Origin of the sequence: Catalinimonas alkaloidigena (assembly GCF_900100765.1) — a bacterium.
In the GTDB taxonomy this organism is placed as follows: domain Bacteria; phylum Bacteroidota; class Bacteroidia; order Cytophagales; family Flexibacteraceae; genus Mooreia; species Mooreia alkaloidigena.
In genome coordinates this window covers 1-19,452 of sequence record NZ_FNFO01000016.1, presented here as the reverse complement: position 1 = coordinate 19,452, position 19,452 = coordinate 1, and the positions used below count along the sequence as shown (strand labels likewise).

General features: G+C 54.9%; 16 protein-coding genes. 10 read left to right on the top strand and 6 right to left on the bottom strand.

Annotation, left to right across the window (positions count from 1 at the left end):
- The first annotated feature begins 34 nt into the window (after positions 1–34).
- From BLR44_RS26645 to BLR44_RS26630, 4 genes are all read left to right on the top strand, one after another.
- Positions 35–631, top strand: coding sequence for a TlpA family protein disulfide reductase (locus BLR44_RS26645; protein ID WP_089688227.1), 597 nt, complete (start codon positions 35–37; stop codon positions 629–631).
- Positions 606–1,718 (top strand): DNA polymerase IV, encoded by a 1,113-nt coding sequence (dinB, locus tag BLR44_RS26640; RefSeq protein ID WP_218127206.1) that lies wholly within the window; start codon positions 606–608, stop codon positions 1,716–1,718. Before BLR44_RS26645 ends, dinB begins: the two co-directional genes overlap by 26 nt.
- A 321-nt stretch (positions 1,719–2,039) precedes the next feature.
- The gene (locus BLR44_RS26635) at positions 2,040–3,275 is read left to right on the top strand and encodes a pyridoxal phosphate-dependent aminotransferase (RefSeq protein ID WP_089688224.1); all 1,236 of its coding nucleotides are present in this window, start codon (positions 2,040–2,042) and stop codon (positions 3,273–3,275) included.
- 241 nt (positions 3,276–3,516) lie between these two features.
- Positions 3,517–4,425 (top strand): helix-turn-helix transcriptional regulator, encoded by a 909-nt coding sequence (locus BLR44_RS26630; protein ID WP_089688222.1) that lies wholly within the window; start codon positions 3,517–3,519, stop codon positions 4,423–4,425.
- Between the two features lie 14 nt (positions 4,426–4,439).
- Here BLR44_RS26630 and BLR44_RS26625 read toward each other — a convergent pair whose 3' ends face one another.
- The 3 genes from BLR44_RS26625 to BLR44_RS26615 form a co-directional block, all read right to left on the bottom strand.
- Positions 4,440–4,841, bottom strand: coding sequence for a response regulator (locus BLR44_RS26625; protein WP_176956230.1), 402 nt, complete (start codon positions 4,839–4,841; stop codon positions 4,440–4,442).
- Between the two features lie 82 nt (positions 4,842–4,923).
- A complete protein-coding gene (locus tag BLR44_RS26620; RefSeq protein WP_089688218.1) occupies positions 4,924–6,414 on the bottom strand; it encodes a sensor histidine kinase in 1,491 nt (496 codons plus the stop codon).
- 120 nt (positions 6,415–6,534) lie between these two features.
- Positions 6,535–8,358: a sensor histidine kinase gene (locus tag BLR44_RS26615; RefSeq protein WP_089688216.1), complete on the bottom strand. Its 1,824-nt coding sequence runs from the start codon at positions 8,356–8,358 to the stop codon at positions 6,535–6,537.
- A gap of 277 nt (positions 8,359–8,635) precedes the next feature.
- Between BLR44_RS26615 and BLR44_RS26610 the strand changes: the two genes are divergently transcribed.
- From BLR44_RS26610 to BLR44_RS26600, 3 genes are all read left to right on the top strand, one after another.
- Complete coding sequence (locus tag BLR44_RS26610; RefSeq protein WP_089688214.1) at positions 8,636–10,273, top strand: CTP synthase; 1,638 nt, start codon at positions 8,636–8,638, stop codon at positions 10,271–10,273.
- 148 nt (positions 10,274–10,421) lie between these two features.
- Positions 10,422–12,266 carry a membrane protein insertase YidC gene (yidC, locus tag BLR44_RS26605; RefSeq protein WP_089688212.1) on the top strand — a complete coding sequence of 615 codons (1,845 nt, stop codon included), beginning with the start codon at positions 10,422–10,424 and terminating at the stop codon, positions 12,264–12,266.
- A 5-nt stretch (positions 12,267–12,271) separates the two neighbouring features.
- Positions 12,272–13,480: a glycosyltransferase family 87 protein gene (locus BLR44_RS26600; RefSeq protein ID WP_218127205.1), complete on the top strand. Its 1,209-nt coding sequence runs from the start codon at positions 12,272–12,274 to the stop codon at positions 13,478–13,480.
- Here BLR44_RS26600 and BLR44_RS26595 read toward each other — a convergent pair.
- From BLR44_RS26595 to tgt, 3 genes are read right to left on the bottom strand one after another with little or no spacing between them, the layout of a single operon-like run.
- The gene (locus BLR44_RS26595; protein ID WP_089688210.1) at positions 13,470–14,372 is read right to left on the bottom strand and encodes a DMT family transporter; all 903 of its coding nucleotides are present in this window, start codon (positions 14,370–14,372) and stop codon (positions 13,470–13,472) included. The two genes, BLR44_RS26600 and BLR44_RS26595, sit on opposite strands and share 11 nt — an antisense overlap.
- Complete coding sequence (locus tag BLR44_RS26590) at positions 14,372–15,448, bottom strand: LptF/LptG family permease (RefSeq protein ID WP_089688208.1); 1,077 nt, start codon at positions 15,446–15,448, stop codon at positions 14,372–14,374. Before BLR44_RS26590 ends, BLR44_RS26595 begins: the two co-directional genes overlap by 1 nt.
- Positions 15,449–15,473: 25 nt before the next feature.
- Positions 15,474–16,604: a tRNA guanosine(34) transglycosylase Tgt gene (tgt, locus tag BLR44_RS26585; RefSeq protein ID WP_089688206.1), complete on the bottom strand. Its 1,131-nt coding sequence runs from the start codon at positions 16,602–16,604 to the stop codon at positions 15,474–15,476.
- 258 nt (positions 16,605–16,862) lie between these two features.
- Here tgt and BLR44_RS26580 point away from each other — a divergent pair, with 258 nt between their 5' ends.
- Genes BLR44_RS26580 through rsmG form a run of 3 tightly spaced genes read left to right on the top strand, consistent with a single transcriptional unit; the run spans position 16,863 to position 19,249 of the window.
- Positions 16,863–17,981 carry a glycosyltransferase gene (locus tag BLR44_RS26580; RefSeq protein WP_089688204.1) on the top strand — a complete coding sequence of 373 codons (1,119 nt, stop codon included), beginning with the start codon at positions 16,863–16,865 and terminating at the stop codon, positions 17,979–17,981.
- Positions 17,972–18,580: an RNA polymerase sigma factor gene (locus BLR44_RS26575; RefSeq protein WP_089688202.1), complete on the top strand. Its 609-nt coding sequence runs from the start codon at positions 17,972–17,974 to the stop codon at positions 18,578–18,580. Before BLR44_RS26580 ends, BLR44_RS26575 begins: the two co-directional genes overlap by 10 nt.
- Before the next feature lie 45 nt (positions 18,581–18,625).
- Positions 18,626–19,249, top strand: a complete 624-nt coding sequence (rsmG, locus tag BLR44_RS26570) for a 16S rRNA (guanine(527)-N(7))-methyltransferase RsmG (protein WP_089688200.1) — start codon at positions 18,626–18,628, stop codon at positions 19,247–19,249.
- The last annotated feature ends 203 nt before the right edge of the window (positions 19,250–19,452 follow it).

The following is a 19,452-nucleotide window of genomic DNA, read 5'->3' as shown; positions in this document are numbered from 1 at the left end:
CACAGGAAGGGCAGCGCGCTCGTTACTTTTGCGCATGACTCGTAAAAAACCGCTTCGCTTTTTCCTGGACTGGCTTCTGCTGCCGACCGTTATTCTGGTGCTGTACCTGTCGGGCTGGTTGCCCGAGGTGCAGGGATTTGTGCAACGTGGTGTGCTGGCGACCGGGCTTTTCAACCCGACGACCGAACAGGAAGCCGCCCCGGCGGCGTATGACCTGGCCCTCGTACCGTTTGCCGGGGGGCCCGCCGCGTCGTTGCAACAGTGGCGCGGGAAAACGATTTTTCTGAACTTCTGGGCGTCGTGGTGCCCGCCCTGCGTCGCCGAAATGCCCGACATTCAGCAACTCTACGAAACGATGGGCGACGAAGTGGTCTTTGTGCTAGTGGACCTGGACGAGGACCGTGCGAAGGCCGAGCGCTTTCTGGCACGCAAAGGCTATACCTTCCCCGTATACCGACTCGCCGGATCGTTGCCCGCCGCCTACGCCTCGAACTCCATTCCCACCACGTACGTCATCTCTCCCGACGGCGAAATTCGCTGGCGACACGCGGGCATGGCGCAGTACAATACCGATCAATTCCAACAGTTTCTGCGTACTTTGGAGGATGATGCGCAAGATCATCCACGTTGACATGGATGCTTTTTATGCCGCGGTGGAACAGCGTGACCATCCGCACCTGCGGGGCAAGCCTGTAGCGGTGGGCGGCAGCAGTCAGCGCGGCGTAGTCGCCACGGCCAGCTACGAAGCGCGTCCATTCGGTGTGCGCTCGGCCATGCCGTCGTGGCAAGCCATCCGGCGGTGTCCCGACCTGATTTTCGTCAAACCCCGCTTCGAAGTATACCGCGCCGTTTCGCAACAGATTCGCGCCATCTTTCACGAGGCGGCCGACCTGGTGGAGCCGCTTTCGCTCGACGAAGCGTACCTCGACGTTACGAACGACAAGTGGCAACTGGGCTCGGCCACGCTGGTCGCCCAGGAAGTCAAACGGCGCATCCACGAGACCACCGGCCTGACCGCTTCAGCGGGTGTATCGTATAACAAGTTCCTGGCAAAAATCGCCTCCGACCAACGCAAGCCCAACGGTCTGTTCGTCATCACCCCACCCGAAGCCGAATCGTTTCTGGAGGCCTTGCCCGTCGAAAAATTTCACGGGATTGGAAAAGTAACGGCCGCCCGCCTCCACCAGATGAACCTCCGAACCGGGGCCGACCTGAAAGCCTGCACGGAGGCCGACCTGACCCGCTGGTTCGGCAAGGTGGGCAAGTTCTATTACCAGATTGTGCGCGGCGTGGATGAGCGGCCTGTTAACCCGAACCGCATTCGGAAATCGGTGGGTGCGGAACGGACTTTTTCCCAGAACCTGACCCAACTGGAAGCCATGAAAGAGGTCTTGGGGCAACTCGCCGAACGCATTGAGGACCATTTGCAGGCCAAAGAAGCGACCGTCGGTGGGGGGCGCACCCTCACGCTGAAGGTACGCTACGGCGACTTCACACAACTGACGCGCAGCTTCACGGATACGACGCCCCTGCACACGGCCGCGGCCATCGCACAGGCCGGCGTCCGATTGCTACAAGAGGTCGATTTGCAGGAGCGCGACGTGCGGCTGTTGGGCCTTTCTGTCTCCAATCTGGTTTCCGAAGCCTCGGCACTCCCTGAAGACCAGCCGACGCCGGGCACCCAGCTGGTGCTCCCCTTTCTGAAAGCATCGGGATGAGCCCGCCGTCATGCGCGAACCAGGCGATCCTGCCCGTAGAACTTACATCCGTACGATTCCTATTTTCTCCATCGAATTAAGGTGGTCGGTTACAATTTTTCGGTGGAGGGCCTCTGTTCTTTACATTCTTTTAAAATAGTGCATCTATCTTTGCAAACAGCACAATAAAGTTCCTACCTTTCGTTTTGGGATCAAGCAAATCCCGGCCTTAACAACAGTCTTCCATCACAAACCTATGACCCGCGGGGGAGCAGTCGTTCCTGAAACTAATTCTTATTCAGTACTTTACCCCCTTCGGTCGTTTTTTACGTAAGTCAACGTATGATCCGCAAAAGCAGTAAGCTCAACCAAGTCAACTACGAAATCAGAGGCCCCATTTTCGAGAAAGCTCGCGAACTGGAAGAGGCCGGTCATAACATTACGCGTTTGAACATTGGCAACCCCGCGCCGTTCGGCTTCACTACGCCGACGGAACTGGTCAATGAGATTGTACAGAATCTGGTACACGCGCAAGGCTACATCGATACCCGCGGACTGCCGGCGGCACGCGAAGCGATTCGCCGCTACAGCGCCATGAAGGGCATTACCGACGTGCGCATGGAAGACATTTACGTGGGCAATGGGGTGAGTGAGCTGATCATGTTCACCATGCAGGCCCTGTTGAACGATGGCGACGAAGTGCTGATTCCTTCGCCGGACTATCCGCTGTGGACCTCGGCGGTAAATCTGGCCGGTGGACGGGCGGTGCATTACCGTTGCGACGAGGCGTCGGACTGGATGCCCGACCTGGCCGACCTCGAATCCAAAATTTCGCACCGCACCAAAGCGTTGGTGGTGATCAACCCCAACAACCCGACCGGCGCGGTGTATTCGGAAGAGCTATTGCAAAAAATGGCCAAGATCGCCGAGCGCCACCGGCTGGTGCTCTACTCGGACGAAATCTACGACCAGATTCTCTACGACGATACGGTGCACCATTCGATCGCCTCGTACGTAAAAGAAACGCTTTGCGTTACCATGAACGGTTTGTCGAAGAACTCGCGCGCGGCGGGGTTCCGGGCGGGCTGGGCCGTGGTGAGCGGGCGCCGCGCCGAGGCCAAATCGTACCTGGAAGGTCTGACGACGTTGGCCAGCATGCGTTTGTGCAGCAATGTGCCCACGCAGTTCGCCATTACGGTTGCGCTGGACAGCCCGTCGAGCATTCGGCAGATGACCCTTCCGCAGGGACGGCTACGTCAGCAGCGCGACCTTTGCATCGAAAAACTCAACCAAATTGAAGGCATCTCGTGCGTAATGCCGCGTGGCGCGTTTTATGCTTTTCCCAAGATCGATCTGAAGCGGTTCCGGGTGGAAAACGACCAGCAGTTTATTCTAGACATTCTGCAGGAGACGCGCATTTTGTTGGTGCAGGGCACGGGCTTCAACTGGCCGGAACCGGATCACTTCCGGGTGGTATTTCTGCCGCCAGTCGAGACGCTTGGACCCGCCCTGGATCGACTAGGGAGCTTTTTGGCTTCGTATCGCGGGACACAGATTACAGAGTTGCAGCGGGCTTAAAAAAATAATTCCGGCCTTGGTGAAGGCCGGAAGTATATTGGTGTTCGGTTTTTACTTGGCACCCTTTTGGTGTGAATTGGGTTGCAAGTAGATCCAGTACCGAGGAACTGTGACGAATTGTACTATGGTTGCCTGAACAGCTGTACTAATTGGTGGTGTTGTCAAAATTGGATACTTTTACTCTACGAAAATTACATTATCGACTCAAAGTATATCACAATATACTCATAATGACTTTTCAATGAGTTCTTTCATCCCACAATACAATTTAGAACCCGATTTTTTACTTAAAAAGAGCATTCTTTTCGAGGTAAAAGAGACATTTCTAACGGTTTACAACTTTTTTGACCCCCACCAGAACGTTCCTCTCCAGAGTCAGTACCTTACCTTTATTGCAATTATCCGGGGAGACGCCATGCTGAAACTGGGCGACGAGAATCTCGATCTGCTCACGGGCGAATCATTTCTGCTGCTGCCCGGCACCCAGGAGCACCTGCAGTTTCCGCGCACCTCGTACGCCAATCCGGTGCAATGTATGGTGATCGAGTTCCCGATGCAACGCGTGGCCGATACCCTTTCGTTGATCAACGAGTATTACTCGGACGGACAGGACGAGATTTCGGACCGGCAGGTGTTGCGGTCACGGTACAGCCGTGTAAAAAGCGAGCAGGTGTTCCGGTCGGTGACCAAGCTGTTGCAGGTGATGGAGGAAGAAGTTTCCTGTAAGAAGCTGTTGATTGACACGAACATCACGGAACTCTTGATCCGCACCATGCAGACGCCACTCCAGGGGGTCATTTTGGAATACAGCCGTCCGTCGGCGCACGGACACCGCATTGAATTTACGGCCAATTACATCCGTCAAAACCTCGCGACCCCCATCACCCTCCAGGCACTGGCCGACCAGGCTTGCATGAGCAAAGCCAGTTTTCTACGCCACTTTAAGCAGGAGTTTGGCGTAGCGCCCATCGAGTACATTAACCGGGAGCGCATTCGCCTGTCCAAGAAGCGACTGGCCGATCCACAAAAGACCGTGGCCGATGTGGCGTTCGAGCTCGGCTTTAAAAACGCCGGGTATTTTATCCGTACGTTCAAAAAATACGTCGGCACCACACCCAAAAGCTACCAGCAGCAGCTCATCGCATCTTAGTCGCCTTCTTGTTATTAAGACGTCGCAAAAAACTGATCGCGGATGGTACGCAGTTTGTCTTCCGTCAGGGGCGTCATCACAAAATCGGCAACGTCTTCGTAGGCATGAGCCCGATCAATGTCTTTCTGATACACCGAGGAAGAGAGAATCATCAGCACCACATCTTTGGCAAAATCGGGACGTATCTTCTGATAAGCCTCCAGAAAATCCCAGCCGCTGATGTGCGGCATGTTCAGATCCAGTAGAATCAGGTCCGGCAATTGGTCGGCATCGTGGCAGGCATCGCCCAGAAAATCCAGGGCTTTGCTGGCCTGCGCGAACGTCAGAACCTCTTGCGCCACTTGGGTATCGGCAATCATCTCTTCGTATACAAAGTGATGGATGTGGTCGTCGTCCACGATCATGATTCGTTGCAAAGCCCCCATAGACTGTTTTGTGATGCGTTAGCGTGAGTTAATGTACGCGCCCCCGCCGCTTCGGTTAAGCCGCGGGCGAGGTTCAGGCAAAGTTTTTCAGGAAAATCCGGAACGTAGTACCGACGTCGACCTCGCTCTCCACGTCGATGTGCCCTTCCAACACTTCCAATTGCTTTTTTACCAGGTACAGCCCAATGCCCCGGCCTTCGGTGCCCTCGTGAAAACGCTGATGCAACTGAAAAAGGCGGTCGCTGTATCGGGCCAGATCAATGCCTAGTCCGTTGTCGGCGACCCGAATGTAGATGCCACCGGACGCCGGCGTACTTTCGATTCGGATTTGGGGCGCACGGTCCGGGTGGCGGTAGCGCACGGCGTTGGTCACCAAGTTTTGTAAAATACTGCGCAAAAAGCTGTAATTCGACGTGATGACGGGGGCGGCGTCGAAGTCGGCCTGCACAGTCGCCTGCGTCTGACGAATCTGCTCTTCGATGCTTTCGAGTACAAATTGCATCAGCTCGGACAACACCACCGGGCGCTTGTAGACGCTCCCCCCCTTCCGCACCTCCACAATCTCGGTCAGGTCTTCCAGCGTCAGAGCCATTTGCTCGACGGCATGGTCCAGCTTTTCCATGATTCGCAGGTTTTTCTCGTGGTTGGCACCCGACCGGTCGCACATGCGCATCAAACTTTGCATGTTCACGACCGGTGCGCGCAGGTCGTGCGACGTGATGTAGGCAAAGTTCTCCAGTTCGGTATTGGTCTGGATCAGCTTTTCGAGCACCTGTTTGTAGGCGGTGATGTCGCGCGAATGCGACTGCAGTTGCACGGCTCCGCCGTTCCGGCGCAGTTTGATGATCTTGTCCATCCACCGGAAACTACCGTCCCGGTGTTTCATCCGTACTTCCAGCCGATCGAAGGGCAGCGTTTGGTGGAGGCGCAGATGTGCCTGCAACTTGGCCAGGGTGGGCCGATCGTCCGGATGCACCAGTTCGGCAAACGGACGCCCCAGCAGTTCGTCCGGCGCAAAGCCCAGCAATTCCTGTACGGAGCTGCTCAGCCAGGTGTAGGCAAAGGTTTCTGTTTCGTGTAACCCGATCAGGTCCTTGGTACTTTCCGCCAGCAGTCGGTAACGCTCCTCACTTTTCTGCAACGCCTCCTGGGCGCGGCGGCGGGCCTGGTTTTCTTCCGCCTCGCGCAGCACGCGCCGGATGACAAACGGCAGGCGGTGGATGTTGTCTTTCAACAAAAAATCGGACGCTCCTTTTTGCAGCGTTTCTACGGCCCGTTCCTCGCCCAGCGTCCCGGTGGTGAAGACAAACGGCAGAAAAGGGTACTGCTGCCGGACGATTTCCAGCGCTTCCAGCCCGTTGAAACCCGGCACCGTATAGTCGGCCAGGATCAGGTCCGGGGGCTCGCGCAAGTAGGCCATAAACTGCTCTTGCGTAGACGCAATCTGCGCTTCGAATACGATTTTGGCTTTCCGGAGTTCACGCTCCAGCAGTTCAGCATCGCTAAGGTAATCTTCCAGAATCAGGATGCGGATGGGGCGTTCGGTGAAATCCGAGGGGTCCATAGAGAATTTGTGATAAGCGGTGGTGGTGTCTGGATTAGTAACGTGGGGCCGCGGCACAGGTTAGGCGGTAGTGGTGCTTATTGCGCCAAGCGTCTACTTCGCGCTCCTGTAGTAAGGCACTCATACATCCATCGCCACCGCGGACCCTGGCTCCCAGGTTGAAGCCACCGGCTGATGCACGGGTAACGTAAAGGTAAACGAGGCGCCTTGTCCCGGTACCGCCACCGCCGCCACCTGCCCGCCATGACGCTTGACGATGCGGGCCACGGTAGCGAGTCCGATGCCGGTTCCCTCAAATTGATGCGCTACGTGCAGCCGCTGAAACACCTGAAACAGTTTCTCGACATCTTTCATATCAAACCCCACGCCGTTGTCTTTTATAATAAAGGTATGGTAATGCTCGTCGCTGGTTGCCTCGACTTCCACAAGGGGGCGCGACTTTTTTGCGGAAAACTTTAAAGCATTCGACACCAGATTCCAGATGACGATGCGCAACAGGTTGCGGTCAGCAAAAACGGCCGGTAGTGCGTCGGGAAGCCGCAGTTGCGCACTTCCGCCGTAGGTCGCGTTCACTTCCTGAAAAACTTCCTCAAAAATGGGCGCAGTGGGCAACGTGGTTCGCCTGATTTCCAACCGCCCCAACCGCGAGTAGTTCAGCAGCGCTTCGATCAGGCGGTTCATGTGTTGTACACTGTCTTCGATCACGGACAGCATGCGACGGCCTTCGGCATCGAACACGTCGGTATACTCCTGCCGCAGAATGCGGACAAACCCATCGATGGACCGCAAAGGCGCACGCAGGTCGTGCGAGACAGTATAGCTGAAGGACTCCAGTTCGCGGTTGGTATCCAGAATCTTCTGGTTTTGCTGCTCGAGCGATTGCTCGTATTTTTTTTGTGCATCGACATCCTGCACAATGCCGATCAGCCGCCGCGGCTGTCCGTCGGTTTCGGGGGTACGGAGCACGCCCTGCACCAAAACCCACTTCCACTCGCGCGTCCCGGTCAGCAAGCGCAGTTCGAGGCGAAAAGGCGCAGCCGGAGTCGTAGGTTGGTCCAGATAACCCGTCAACGCCTGCCGTAGGCCCGCCCGCTCGTCGGGATGGATCAGCGCCAGTGTGGCCGTTCGGTTTAACGTCGTAGTTTCGGTGGGCTGATGGAGTAGCTCGAACAGCCGGCTGTCGGCCTGGAGCGTATGGGTTGTCAGGTCCCACTCCCACAGGGCAAGCCCGGCCCCTTCCGCCGCCAGCTGAATTTTCTGCTCCTTTTCCCGAAGTAAGCGTTCGTTTTTGATCTGTTCCGAAATGTCGGTAGCAATGCCGCACACGGCAATGGCCTGGCCTCGCGCATCGTACAACGGAAATTTGACGCTGATGTAGTCGCGCACCTCACCGTGGAACGGCACACGCTCCAGGTAACTTTGCCGGGTGCCGGTTTCCAGCACGTGCTGATCGTGGGCGCGCAGCATCTGACTCACGGCCTCTGAATACAGTTCCGTATCGTTCTTCCCCCGGATGGCGTCCTCAGTCAGGCCGTAGAACTCGCTGTACCCCCGGTTCACCATCAGGTAGCGTCCTTCTACATCTTTCACAAAAATGATCGTCGGCGAAAAATCCAGAATCGCCTGGAGTAGTTGTCGGCTCTCTTCCAGCCGCAGCTCGGGACCCTGACCAGCGATGTTGGAGTGTACAGCGTTGGCTGCGCCTGGTTCCGCTTGCAGGGCCTGAAGTGCTTGCTCGGCACGCCGGTGTCGTAAAACCGCCCCCTGCCACTGCCAGATGCTCCACACCAACACCACGCCCAGCCCGCCGACGACCCACGCGCCGGTAGTACGGAACCAACCCAGCGCCAAGCCGATGGTCAGCAAGGCGCCCACGCCCGCCACCAGGACGAGCACGCTTCCTACCCGTCTACCCCACTTTCCCGAAGATGTACCGATGCTCATGACGTCCGGATCAGTCTAGCGTACGCAAAAAATAATGAGAGGCATTCTTATCTCGTCGTTGTGCCCGCGAAGTCGGCCGCCGACTCGCTGCACCTTCAGGCGTTGGGCGTCCCGACGGGAGGCCACCCGGAGGTTTCGCACAACAACACATTCAAAGATAAGGGCTTCGGATAGAGCTGTGCTTTTTTCACGACTTTTTTCCAAAGGGAGCGGGCAATCTGACGGAAAAACGTACCTTTGTATCCCGTAGGTACACCAAATACAGAGGAGCACACGCATGGCGTCTACCAAGTATATCTTCGTTACCGGCGGGGTCACATCATCTTTAGGAAAAGGTATTATCTCCGCCTCCCTGGCTAAACTTTTGCAAGCCCGGGGTTTTTCCGTCACCATCCAAAAGTTCGATCCTTACCTGAACGTCGATCCAGGTACGCTCAATCCGTACGAACACGGGGAGTGTTTCGTCACCGACGACGGGGCCGAAACGGATCTGGACCTGGGTCATTACGAACGGTTTTTGAACATTCCCACGTCGCAGAACAACAACGTGACGACCGGACGGATTTATCACAACGTCATCTCCCGGGAGCGGGCCGGTGACTTTCTGGGTAAAACCGTTCAGATCATCCCGCACATCACCGACGAAATCAAGCGGAATTTCTGCCTGATGGGCGAAACCGGGAAGTATGACATCATCATCACCGAAATCGGGGGATGTGTCGGCGACATCGAGTCGCTGCCGTTCATCGAGGCAGTACGCCAGTTCCGCTGGGATGTGGAACCGGAAGACACCTGTGTGATTCACCTGACGCTGGTGCCGTACCTCCGGTCGGCCGGCGAACTGAAAACCAAGCCGACACAACACTCGGTGCGCAGCCTGTCGGAAGCCGGTGTGCAACCCGACATTCTGGTATGCCGGACCGAGCATCCCCTGCCGCTCGACATTCGCAAGAAGATGGCGTTGTTCTGCAACGTGCACATCAACTCGGTGATCGAGTCGATCGACGCAGAGACCATTTACGACGTGCCGCTGCTGATGCGGAAAGAGAAGCTCGACGAGCGCGTGATGTCGAAACTGCGGTTGGAGTCGCGCCAGGAACCCGATATCGATTCGTGGAAAGATTTTCTGGGTCGGTTGAAAAACCCCACGGAAGAGGTCACCATCGGCCTGATCGGGAAGTACACGGAACTGCGCGATTCCTACAAGTCGATCGCAGAATCGTTTGTGCACGCAGGCGCTCAGAACGAGTGCAAAGTAAACATCCGGTGGATTCAGTCGGAAAAACTGCAAGACCTGGAGTCGCTTTCGCTGCTGGAAGACCTGGACGGCATTTTGGTAGCTCCCGGTTTCGGCGAGCGGGGCATCCAGGGAAAAATTAACGCTGTGCGCTACGCCCGCGAAAACAAAGTGCCGTTCTTCGGCATTTGCCTCGGGATGCAATGCGCGGTGGTAGAATTTGCACAGAACGTGCTGGGACTGAAAGACGCGGCCTCCCGCGAGATGGACCCTAACACGCCGCACCCGGTGATCGACCTGATGGAAGATCAGAAGAAGGTGACCCAAATGGGCGGCACTATGCGCCTGGGAACTTATCCCTGCGAACTGAAAGAAGGCAGCAAAGCCTACGACGTATACGGCAAGAAACTCATCAGCGAACGGCACCGCCACCGCTATGAATTCAATAACCAGTACCTGGACCAGTTCGAAGCGGCAGGGATGCTCCCGGTGGGCATCAATCCGGAATCGGGACTGGTGGAGATCATCGAACTGGCCGACCATCCGTGGTTTCTGGGGGCACAGTACCACCCGGAACTGAAGAGTACGGTGCTCAACCCGCACCCGCTGTTTGCCCGGTTTGTCCACGCAGCCATTCAGCACACCAAGCACAAAAATGTAGTGCCCGTCCGTAGCTAAATCCTTATCTTTGCGCCCCTGAAATGGAGGAGTGCTGTGCGCAGCGGGCACGCCACGTGTGGGCGTTACCGCACCGGCGCCTTGGCCTTTGGGGCGCGGCACTTCTTCGCAACGGGCTTAACGTATTCACCATTCAACGGATCGTCACTTGGATCGGAATCAATTAACGGGGTTCGTCCTCATCTTTGCCATTTTATTGGGCTACTGGTTTTTCTTCAGACCACAGCCTGTCTCCTCTCCGCCCGACGAGCGCGGAACAGAACAAGTTCTTGACTCCGTCGCCGATACCCCCGTGGCCGCCTCCGAACCCGACGAGGCCTTGCCCGATTCGGTGCGCGAGGTGCGAAATCAGCAGCGCTACGGCTCGTTTGCCAACGCCCTGCAGGGCCAGGCCCGCGAAATCGTACTGGAAAACCAGGACGTTAAAATTGCACTCGATACACGCGGTGGTCGCATCAAAACCGTTGAACTGAAAGGGTACAAAACGTATCAGGGTCAACCCCTGGTGCTGTTCGATGAGCAGAATGCCCAACTCGATCTTTTGCTCGGAACGGCCAATGGCGACATCAACCTGGCCGATCTGTACTTCCAAACCGATGCTCCTGCGCAACTGACCATTGCCGAAGGCGATAGCCAGCAGGTAACATTCACGCTGCCCGTGGCCGGTGGCACCATCCGCCAGACGTACTCCCTGGCGGGGCAGGGCTACCAAATCGGGTATGCGCTGCAAGCTTCCGGCCTGGATGGCGTGTTGCGTTCTGAGAATCTGGTGATGGACTGGCGCGATCGGATGCCCAACATGGAAAAGGACATCCAGCAGAGCCGGGCCATGGCCACGATCAATTATTACGGCGCTGAGGACGGTTTCGATGAGTTGGACGCGAAATCGCAAGATCCGCAGTCCGCGACTCCGGAAGAGCCGTTGCAATGGGTGTCGTTTAAGCACAAGTTTTTCACCTCGGCCCTGATCGCCGACGGTGCGCCCTTTCCAAATGCTCAGTTAACGACCCAGATCCCGAACAGCGAGACGATTGTCAAAAACGTGGAGGCACGGCTTTCGTATCCGGTATCGGCGTTGCAAGAGGGCAATGGGGCGCAGTTCCGCTTCTACTTCGGTCCTAACGATTACAAGATCCTGAAAAAAGTCGCTCCCGACTTCGAGGACAACGTGTACTTGGGCTGGACGCTGTTTGCCTTCATCAACAAGTTCATCATCATCAACCTGTTCCAGCTTCTGGAGAAGGTCTTCAGCAACTACGGCATCATCATCATTGTCATGGTGCTGATCATCAAGTTGTTCCTGCTGCCCCTCTCGTACCGTTCGTACCTTTCGACCGCCAAAACGAAGGTGCTGAAACCGGAGTTGGACGAACTGAAGGCCAAGTACGGCGACGATATGCAGAAAATGCAGGCCGAGCAGATGAAGCTCTACCAGCAAGTAGGCATCAACCCGATCAGCGGGTGTATTCCCTTGGTGTTGCAGATGCCGTTCCTGCTGGCAATGTTCTACTTCTTCCCCAATGCAATCGAACTGCGCCAGGAACCGTTCCTATGGGCCGAAGACCTTTCGACGTACGACTCGATTTTCAATCTGCCGTTTACCATTCCGGGATTCGGGGCGCACGTCAGCTTGTTTACCCTGCTGATGACGGCGTCGCAAATTGCGTTTACTTACTACAACAATCAGGTGCAGGCCTCGACCATGCAGGGCCCCATGAAGTCGATTACGTACATCATGCCCGTGGTCTTCATGTTCGTGCTAAATTCGTATCCGGCCGGTCTGAGTTTCTACTACTTCGTATCGAACCTGATCACCATCACGCAGCAGAACGTGATCAAGCGGTTTGTGGATGACGATAAGATTCGCGCCAAGCTGGAAGCCAACAAAGAGAAGAAGAAAACGAAGAAGAAATCGGGTTTTCAGGAGCGTCTGGCCGCTGCCATGAAGGCCGCTGAAGACCAGCAAAAGCGCCAGCAGACACGTAAAAAGTAAGCGCTGTGGCCTTGCTCTCTCCGCTAAAACACCCGCGTTGGCAAGCGCCACCGGTGCTGCTGGGGGCGTATTTGCTGTTGGGCCTCCTTGCTTCGATCATTCAGGTACTGAAGCCCGAAGCGACCTGGGGCGATTCGGGGTATCTCTACCCTCAGTATAATAACTGGCTGATCTTCAGGGCTTCTTTCTTTCACCTGATCCACCATCAGGCCTTATATGAACTGTCGCTGGCCGAGTACGCCGACCTGTTCAAATATTCGCCGACCTTCGCGCTAAGCATGGGACCGCTGGCGTGGCTACCTCCGGCCGTAGGTTTTTTCGGGTGGAACCTGCTGAATGCGGGCTCACTTTACTGGGCACTCAGCCGCCTGCCGCTTCAGCAACCGGCCAAAGCGCGCATGCTCTGGTTCACGCTGGTAGAGCTGCTCACGAATCTGCAAAACGCTCAGAGCAATGCCCTCATCGCGGCCCTGTTCATCGGCTCGTACGTTGCTTACGAGCACCGCAACCCTACCTGGGCCATGCTGATGATCGTGGCCAACGGCTTTATCAAGATTTTTGGCATTGTATCCGGTGCCCTGTTCCTGCTGTATCCGCAAAAGGGCAAAGCCCTGGGGTGGGGACTGGGGTGGCTGCTGGTACTGGCCCTGTTGCCCCTGTTGGTTATTTCGCCGACCGAATTGGTAAACTATTACCAGCAATGGGGCGAGCTGCTTTCGCGCGACCATGGCGGGAGTTATGGCTTTTCGGTGATGGGCTGGCTACACAGCTGGTTCGGTTGGGATGCACCCAAGCTGGGCGTGTTGGGCGTTGGGATAGTTCTCTTTCTGTTGCCCTACGCACGCGTCCAACAATACGCCTCGCCCTCGTTTCGTCTGTTGCTCCTGGCTTCGATGATGATCTGGGTGATCATTTTTAATCACATGGCCGAATCGCCCACGTTTGTGATCGCCGTTGCAGGCGTAGCAATCTGGTACTTTATACGCCCCCGCTCAAAGGCCGATCTGGTGTTGCTCGTCCTGGTCCTGGTTTTCACAGCCCTCTCGCCTACCGACCTGTTCCCCAAATTCATCAAACGGGAGTTTTTTCGCCCATACGCCATCAAAGCCGTTCCCTGCATTCTGGTCTGGGGAAAGATTCTTTACGAACTGATGACGGAAGACTTCCGAAAGCCGCAGGCCGACGAATCCCTTAGCTTCTCCGCTAATCGATGATGGTGGGGACGTGCTGCCGACGTCGTGTTAAGCGTTTGCCGATCGGGTAAGCCAGAACGGCCAGTAGGATGACGCCCGTGCCCATGTAAAATTCAGGGGTCATTTCCTGGTGCTCGCCAAAGATGATCGCCGCCAGCACAATGCCGTAGACAGGCTCCAGATTGTTGGTCAGGTTGATGGCAAAGGCCGTAAATTTCTTCATCAGCCGTACCGATTCCGCGTAAGCATAGACCGTACACACCACCGCCAGCAACAATAGCCACAGGTAATCCCACCCGACCGGAAGCCACTGAATTCCGTCCGGGCTGATCCAGGTACCGTAGAGAGGCAGGAACAGCGCGACCGTCAGCCACGCGCCAACCATTTCGTAGAACGTGATGACCAGCGGGGTTTGAAATTGCGTAAAGCGACTGTTGAAAATGGTAAAGACCGCGCCCAAAATGGCGGAAGCAAGCGCCATGGTCAGCCCGAGTGCATGATCGAATTCGAACCGGAAGATGATGTACAGCCCCACCAGCGCCAAGCCACCCAGCCCTACCTCGAACCACTGAAACTGCCGCCGGGTCAGCAGCGGATCAAGCAAACTCGTCCATAGCGAACCCGTGGCCATGCCGGCCAGGCAAACCGAGACGGTGCTGACACGCGCCGCTCCGAAAAACAAGATCCAGTGAAACCCGATAAGGCTACCCGTCAGCAGAAATTTGATGAGTTGCGATTGCGAGATCCGCAGCGAGCGCTTGCGGAAGTAGAGCAGTACGTAGAGCGCGCTGAACGCGATAAGCGTGCGGTAAAATACGATCTCGACGGACGGCAGGATCATCAGTTTTCCCAGGATGGCCGTAAACCCCCAGATAAAAATGACCCAGTGGAGACGAAGGTAATCTTTCCACATCAGCGTGGTACGTAACGGTATAAGATGAGGCCTACCCCCCCGAACACAATGTTCGGAATCCACGTGGCCATATAGGGTGATATGCTTCCCCCCTGCGCGATGCTGCGGCTGGTCAGGAAGAAGATGATGTACACAAATGCTAAAAAGAATCCGAGGGCAATCTGAAACCCAGCACCTTCGCGGGTTTTGCGGGCCGACACAATGACGCCAATTATGGTCAGAATTACAATGGCAAAGGGTGACGTATACCGCTGGGCCTTCTCGATTTCGTACGTGGCAATGTTATCGGCTCCCCGGCTTTTCAGTTCATTGATGTATTCGTCGAGTTCCGTCAACGTCAGGGTTTCCTGCAGGCCGTAGGTGCTGGCAAAATCTTTCGGTTGCAGGTTGATCGTCGTATCGATGGCGTTGCCGTACGTGATATCTTCCTGATCGCCCCGGAAGGTATGGACGGAATAGTCGTCGATGTGCCACTTCTCTTTTTCCTTATCCCAGCTGATCTTCTTGGCCTTCAATTTCTGTTTCAGCTTCAGGCTGTCGATTTCCTCCATCGTAAACTGGTACCCCACGTCGATGGTGTTATTGTAGCTTTCCAGGTAGACGTAAGTGGTCGGTGCAACTTTGACGTGGATGTCGCGCCCATCGAAGTAATAGGGATTTTTGGTGTACTGGATTTCGAAAGCGACGCGGGTTTTATTTGCATTGGGAATGACCCAGCCGGTTAGCCAGAAAATCATTCCTCCGATGATGACCGCCCCCATCAGGTAAGGCACCATGATCCGTTTGAAGCTGATGCCGCTGCTCAGCATTGCCGTAATTTCCGTGTGGGAAGCCAGCCGCGCCGTTACAAACACCACCGCAATGAACGTGGTGATGGGGCTCAGCATGTTGGCCCAATACGGAAACAGATTAAAGTAATAGTCGAACAGAACGGCCGACCATGGCGGGTTGGTTTTCAGGAAGTTATCGTTCTTGTCCGTAAAGTCGATGACGCAGATCACCAATACCAGCACAAAGACCACGAACACATACGAGGTCAGAAACTTTTTGAGCAGGTAACGATCCAGAATTTTCATACGACAAATGCTTAACAAACCGGGTTTACAGGCGACGCATCAGTTGCTCCACCATTTGGTTTTTCCATGCAAGAAACGTTCCTTCCTGAATGTGCCGCCGCGCTTCCCGCACCAACCACAGGTAAAATGTCAGGTTGTGGATGCTGGCAATCTGCGGACCGAGCATTTCTTTGCTGGCAAACAGATGGCGTACATAGGCCCGCGAATAAGTGGTACTTACGTGCCCGCCTAAGCCTTCGTCAAGGGGTGTAAAATCGTTTTTCCATTTTTCGTTCCGCATGTTCATAATGCCCTGCGTCGTAAACAGCATGCCGTTGCGGGCGTTGCGGGTCGGCATCACGCAGTCGAACATGTCTACGCCTAACGCGATGGCTTCCAGAATGTTGGCCGGAGTGCCCACCCCCATCAAATAGCGTGGTTTGTCGGTCGGCAGAATGTCGCAGACCAGTTCGGTCATTTCGTACATCTGCTCGGTAGGCTCACCGACCGAAAGGCCGCCGATGGCGTTTCCCTCGCGTCCTAGAGCCGCAATGGTTTCTGCCGAGTGACGACGCAGTTCCGGATATACACCACCCTGCACAATGGGGAAAAGTGTCTGTTCGTAGCCATACCGACCCGAGGTGGTGTCGAATCGGTCACAACAGCGCTTCAACCAGCGGTGCGTCATGTCCAGCGATTCGCGGGCGTATCGAAAGTCGCACGGATACGGCGGACATTCGTCGAAGGCCATGATGATGTCGGCCCCGATGCTCCGCTGAATGTCCATGACCCCTTCGGGGGTAAAGGTGTGTTTAGAACCGTCGATGTGGGAGCGGAACGTTACCCCCTCTTCTTTGATTTTGCGGGTTCCGGCCAGCGAATAGACCTGATAGCCGCCACTGTCGGTCAGAATGGGACCATTCCAGTTCATGAAGCGGTGTAAGCCCCCGGCTTTTTCCAGGATGGGAAGGCCCGGTCGCAGAAAAAGATGGTACGTATTGCCCAGGATAATTTGCGCATCGATGTCGGTTTGCAGCTCTCGCTGCTGGACGGCTTTTACGGTGCCGACCGTGCCGACAGGCATAAAAATGGGCGTCTCGATTGTGCCGTGCGCGGTTTCTACTTGACCCAAGCGAGCCTTGGAATGAAGGTCGGTACCGACCAGGGTAAATTTCATGTGCCTTTTATTTCGATAAAGGTGAGGTTCCTTACATCTACCGTCACAATACACCCCCTCCGACTCACCTGTTGCTATTTGTTTAACAAAATACTGAAGCCACCAGACTCAGGTTTGGCATGAAGGGAATAAGCGCCCCTTGCTGATACCTTACCTGCTCCGCTGAAACGGCAAATTTACCGATTTCAGGCTGCTTTATTTGCTATCTTTCCGCCTCCTTTTCAGGTGGCTTTTTGGTGCGTCAGTTGTCTCAGTATCATGCATTTATACTTCGTTTATACCCTTATCGGGATCTTTGCCCTAAGTCTGTTGATTCAGATGTTTTACCTCCGCGTGTTTGCGCGTCTTTCCTCATTACAGGTCAGTGCCTCGTCTCCGGGCAGAAAAGTAGAGAAAGTATCGGTAATCGTCTGCTGCCGTAACGAACTGGAAAACATGCAGGTACTGCTCCCCTTGCTGCTGAAGCAAAACCACCCGGATTACGAAATCATCGTGGTCGACGACCGCTCAGCCGATCCCTGCTACGACTACCTGCTTCAGCAACGCGACACCCAGGATAAAATCCGGTTGGTGCGGATCAACGAAACGCCGGACGAAATGAATCCGAAGAAATACGCACTGACGCTGGGGATTAAGGCCGCCAAGGGGGATGTGCTGCTGTTGACCGATGCCGACTGCGTACCGAGCAGCGAGCAATGGATCAGTAACATGCAGGAGAGCTTCTCGAACGAGAAAGAGATTGTATTGGGCTATGCGCCGTACCGGTCGGAGCGCGGCTGGCTGAACACGCTCATTCGCTACGAGACGTTTTTCTCGGCCATTCAGTTTCTGTCGTTTGCGGCAGCGGGTCGTCCTTACATGGGCGTCGGTCGTAATCTGGCTTACCGGAAGTACCTGTTCATGCAGAACAAGGGCTTTACAAACCACATTCGCATTACCGGAGGCGACGACGATTTGTTTGTGAATGCGGTGGCCCGCCCCAACAACGTGGCGCTTTGCTTGGATCGGGGCGCGCAAACGGTATCGATCCCAAAGACTTCATTACAAAAGTGGTATCGGCAAAAACGCCGCCATCTCTCCGTAAGCAAGCATTATAAATCTTCGGATAAAGCCATGCTGGGGCTTCTTTCCCTCTCGCATTTTCTGTTTTGGTTTAGTGCCGTAATTTTATTTACCATCCCGAACTTTTGGCCATTGGCTGCCGTTGGCGTCTTAATAAGAATCGGGGCACAAACTTTTGTATTTCGCCGTATTGCACGTAAACTTGAGGAAGATTTCAACTGGGCATTGTTCCCGATCCTCGACTTTTTCTACGTGTTTTACTACGTAATATTCGGGGTGCCCGCGGTCTTTTCTAAACGCATCCAATGGAGTTAGATAATAAATCATTTTCCGATAAGGCACTTCAGGACTTCGAACTGATTCGCTTGGCGAAAGAGGGCGACGAAAAAGCCTATGCCGAGTTGATGAAAAAGTACAAGAAGTCGGTGTACCACACCCTTCTGAAGATGGTCCGCAACGTCGACGACGCAGAGGACCTGACGATCGAAGCCTTCGCCAAAGCATTCCGTAACCTTGATAAGTTCGACCCAAAGTTTACGTTTAGCACGTGGTTGTTCCGCGTAGCGACCAACAACTGTATCGACTTCATCCGGAAGAAGCGACTCGATACCATGAGCATCAGTTCGACCTATGTGGACGACAACGGTTCGGACGTAGGTATCGATCTGCGTGACAACACGCTCAACCCGCAGGAGGAAGCCATCAAGTCGCAGAAGATCGACATCATGCGGACGATCGTGACCAAGTTGCCCCCTCGTTACCAAACGCTGGTGAAGCTGCGGTACTTCAAGGAGTATTCGTACGATGAAATTGCCAAGGAGCTAGACGCGCCGCTGGGCACCGTGAAAGCGCAACTGCACCGCGCCCGTGAGTTGCTCTACGACATGGTAAAAAACCGAAAAGACGCGATTTAATTGCCTTTTGATCCGTAGTTTTCCGCTACGGATTTTTTATTACCCATGGTCCAGATCCTTCAAGAACATTTCCCCGACCTGACAGCGCATCAGGTCCAACAGTTTGAGCAATTGTTTCCTCTCTACCAGGAATGGAACAGCAAAATCAATGTCATTTCCAGAAAAGACATCGATCAGTTATACACGCATCATGTCCTGCACTCGCTGGCCATCGCGAAGTTTGTGCAATTTCTTCCTTATACCGAAGTACTGGACGTGGGCACAGGTGGCGGTTTTCCGGGCATTCCCCTCGCAATTCTTTTCCCGGAAGCTCGCTTTCACTTAGTAGATTCTATCGGTAAAAAAATCAAAGTGGTGGAAGAAGTAGCCACCGGCCTCCAGTTACAAAATGTAACGTACCAGCAGGCACGGGTAGAACAGTTGCCAGGTATGTACGATTTTGTGGTCAGCCGTGCAGTAGCCCCTCTGAAACAGATCATGCAGTGGGTAGGCAAAAAGATTGTAAAGCACTACCAACACCCCATTCACAACGGGATCATCTGCCTGAAAGGTGGTGATTTGCACGAAGAAACGCGCGAAGTAAAGCGCAAAGTCGAAGTAGTGGCGCTAAATCGCTATTTCCAAGATCCTTACTTTGAAACCAAGAAGTTGGTGTATATCCCCTTCTAATTAAGCGTCTACCTTAAGAAAGACTTAAGTGCAATTAATAAGCGGCTGGAACGCTCAGGGATCGTCATGCCGTACCGGCAAGTATGCCTAGTTTGTGGAGGCGTTTTCACAGGATTAGCGTATGAGCAACGCCGGATCGTCCTGGAGTGAAGCCTCACCGCTGCGCCTGCCGTATACACCCTGCTAGGCGCTGCCGGGTTGGG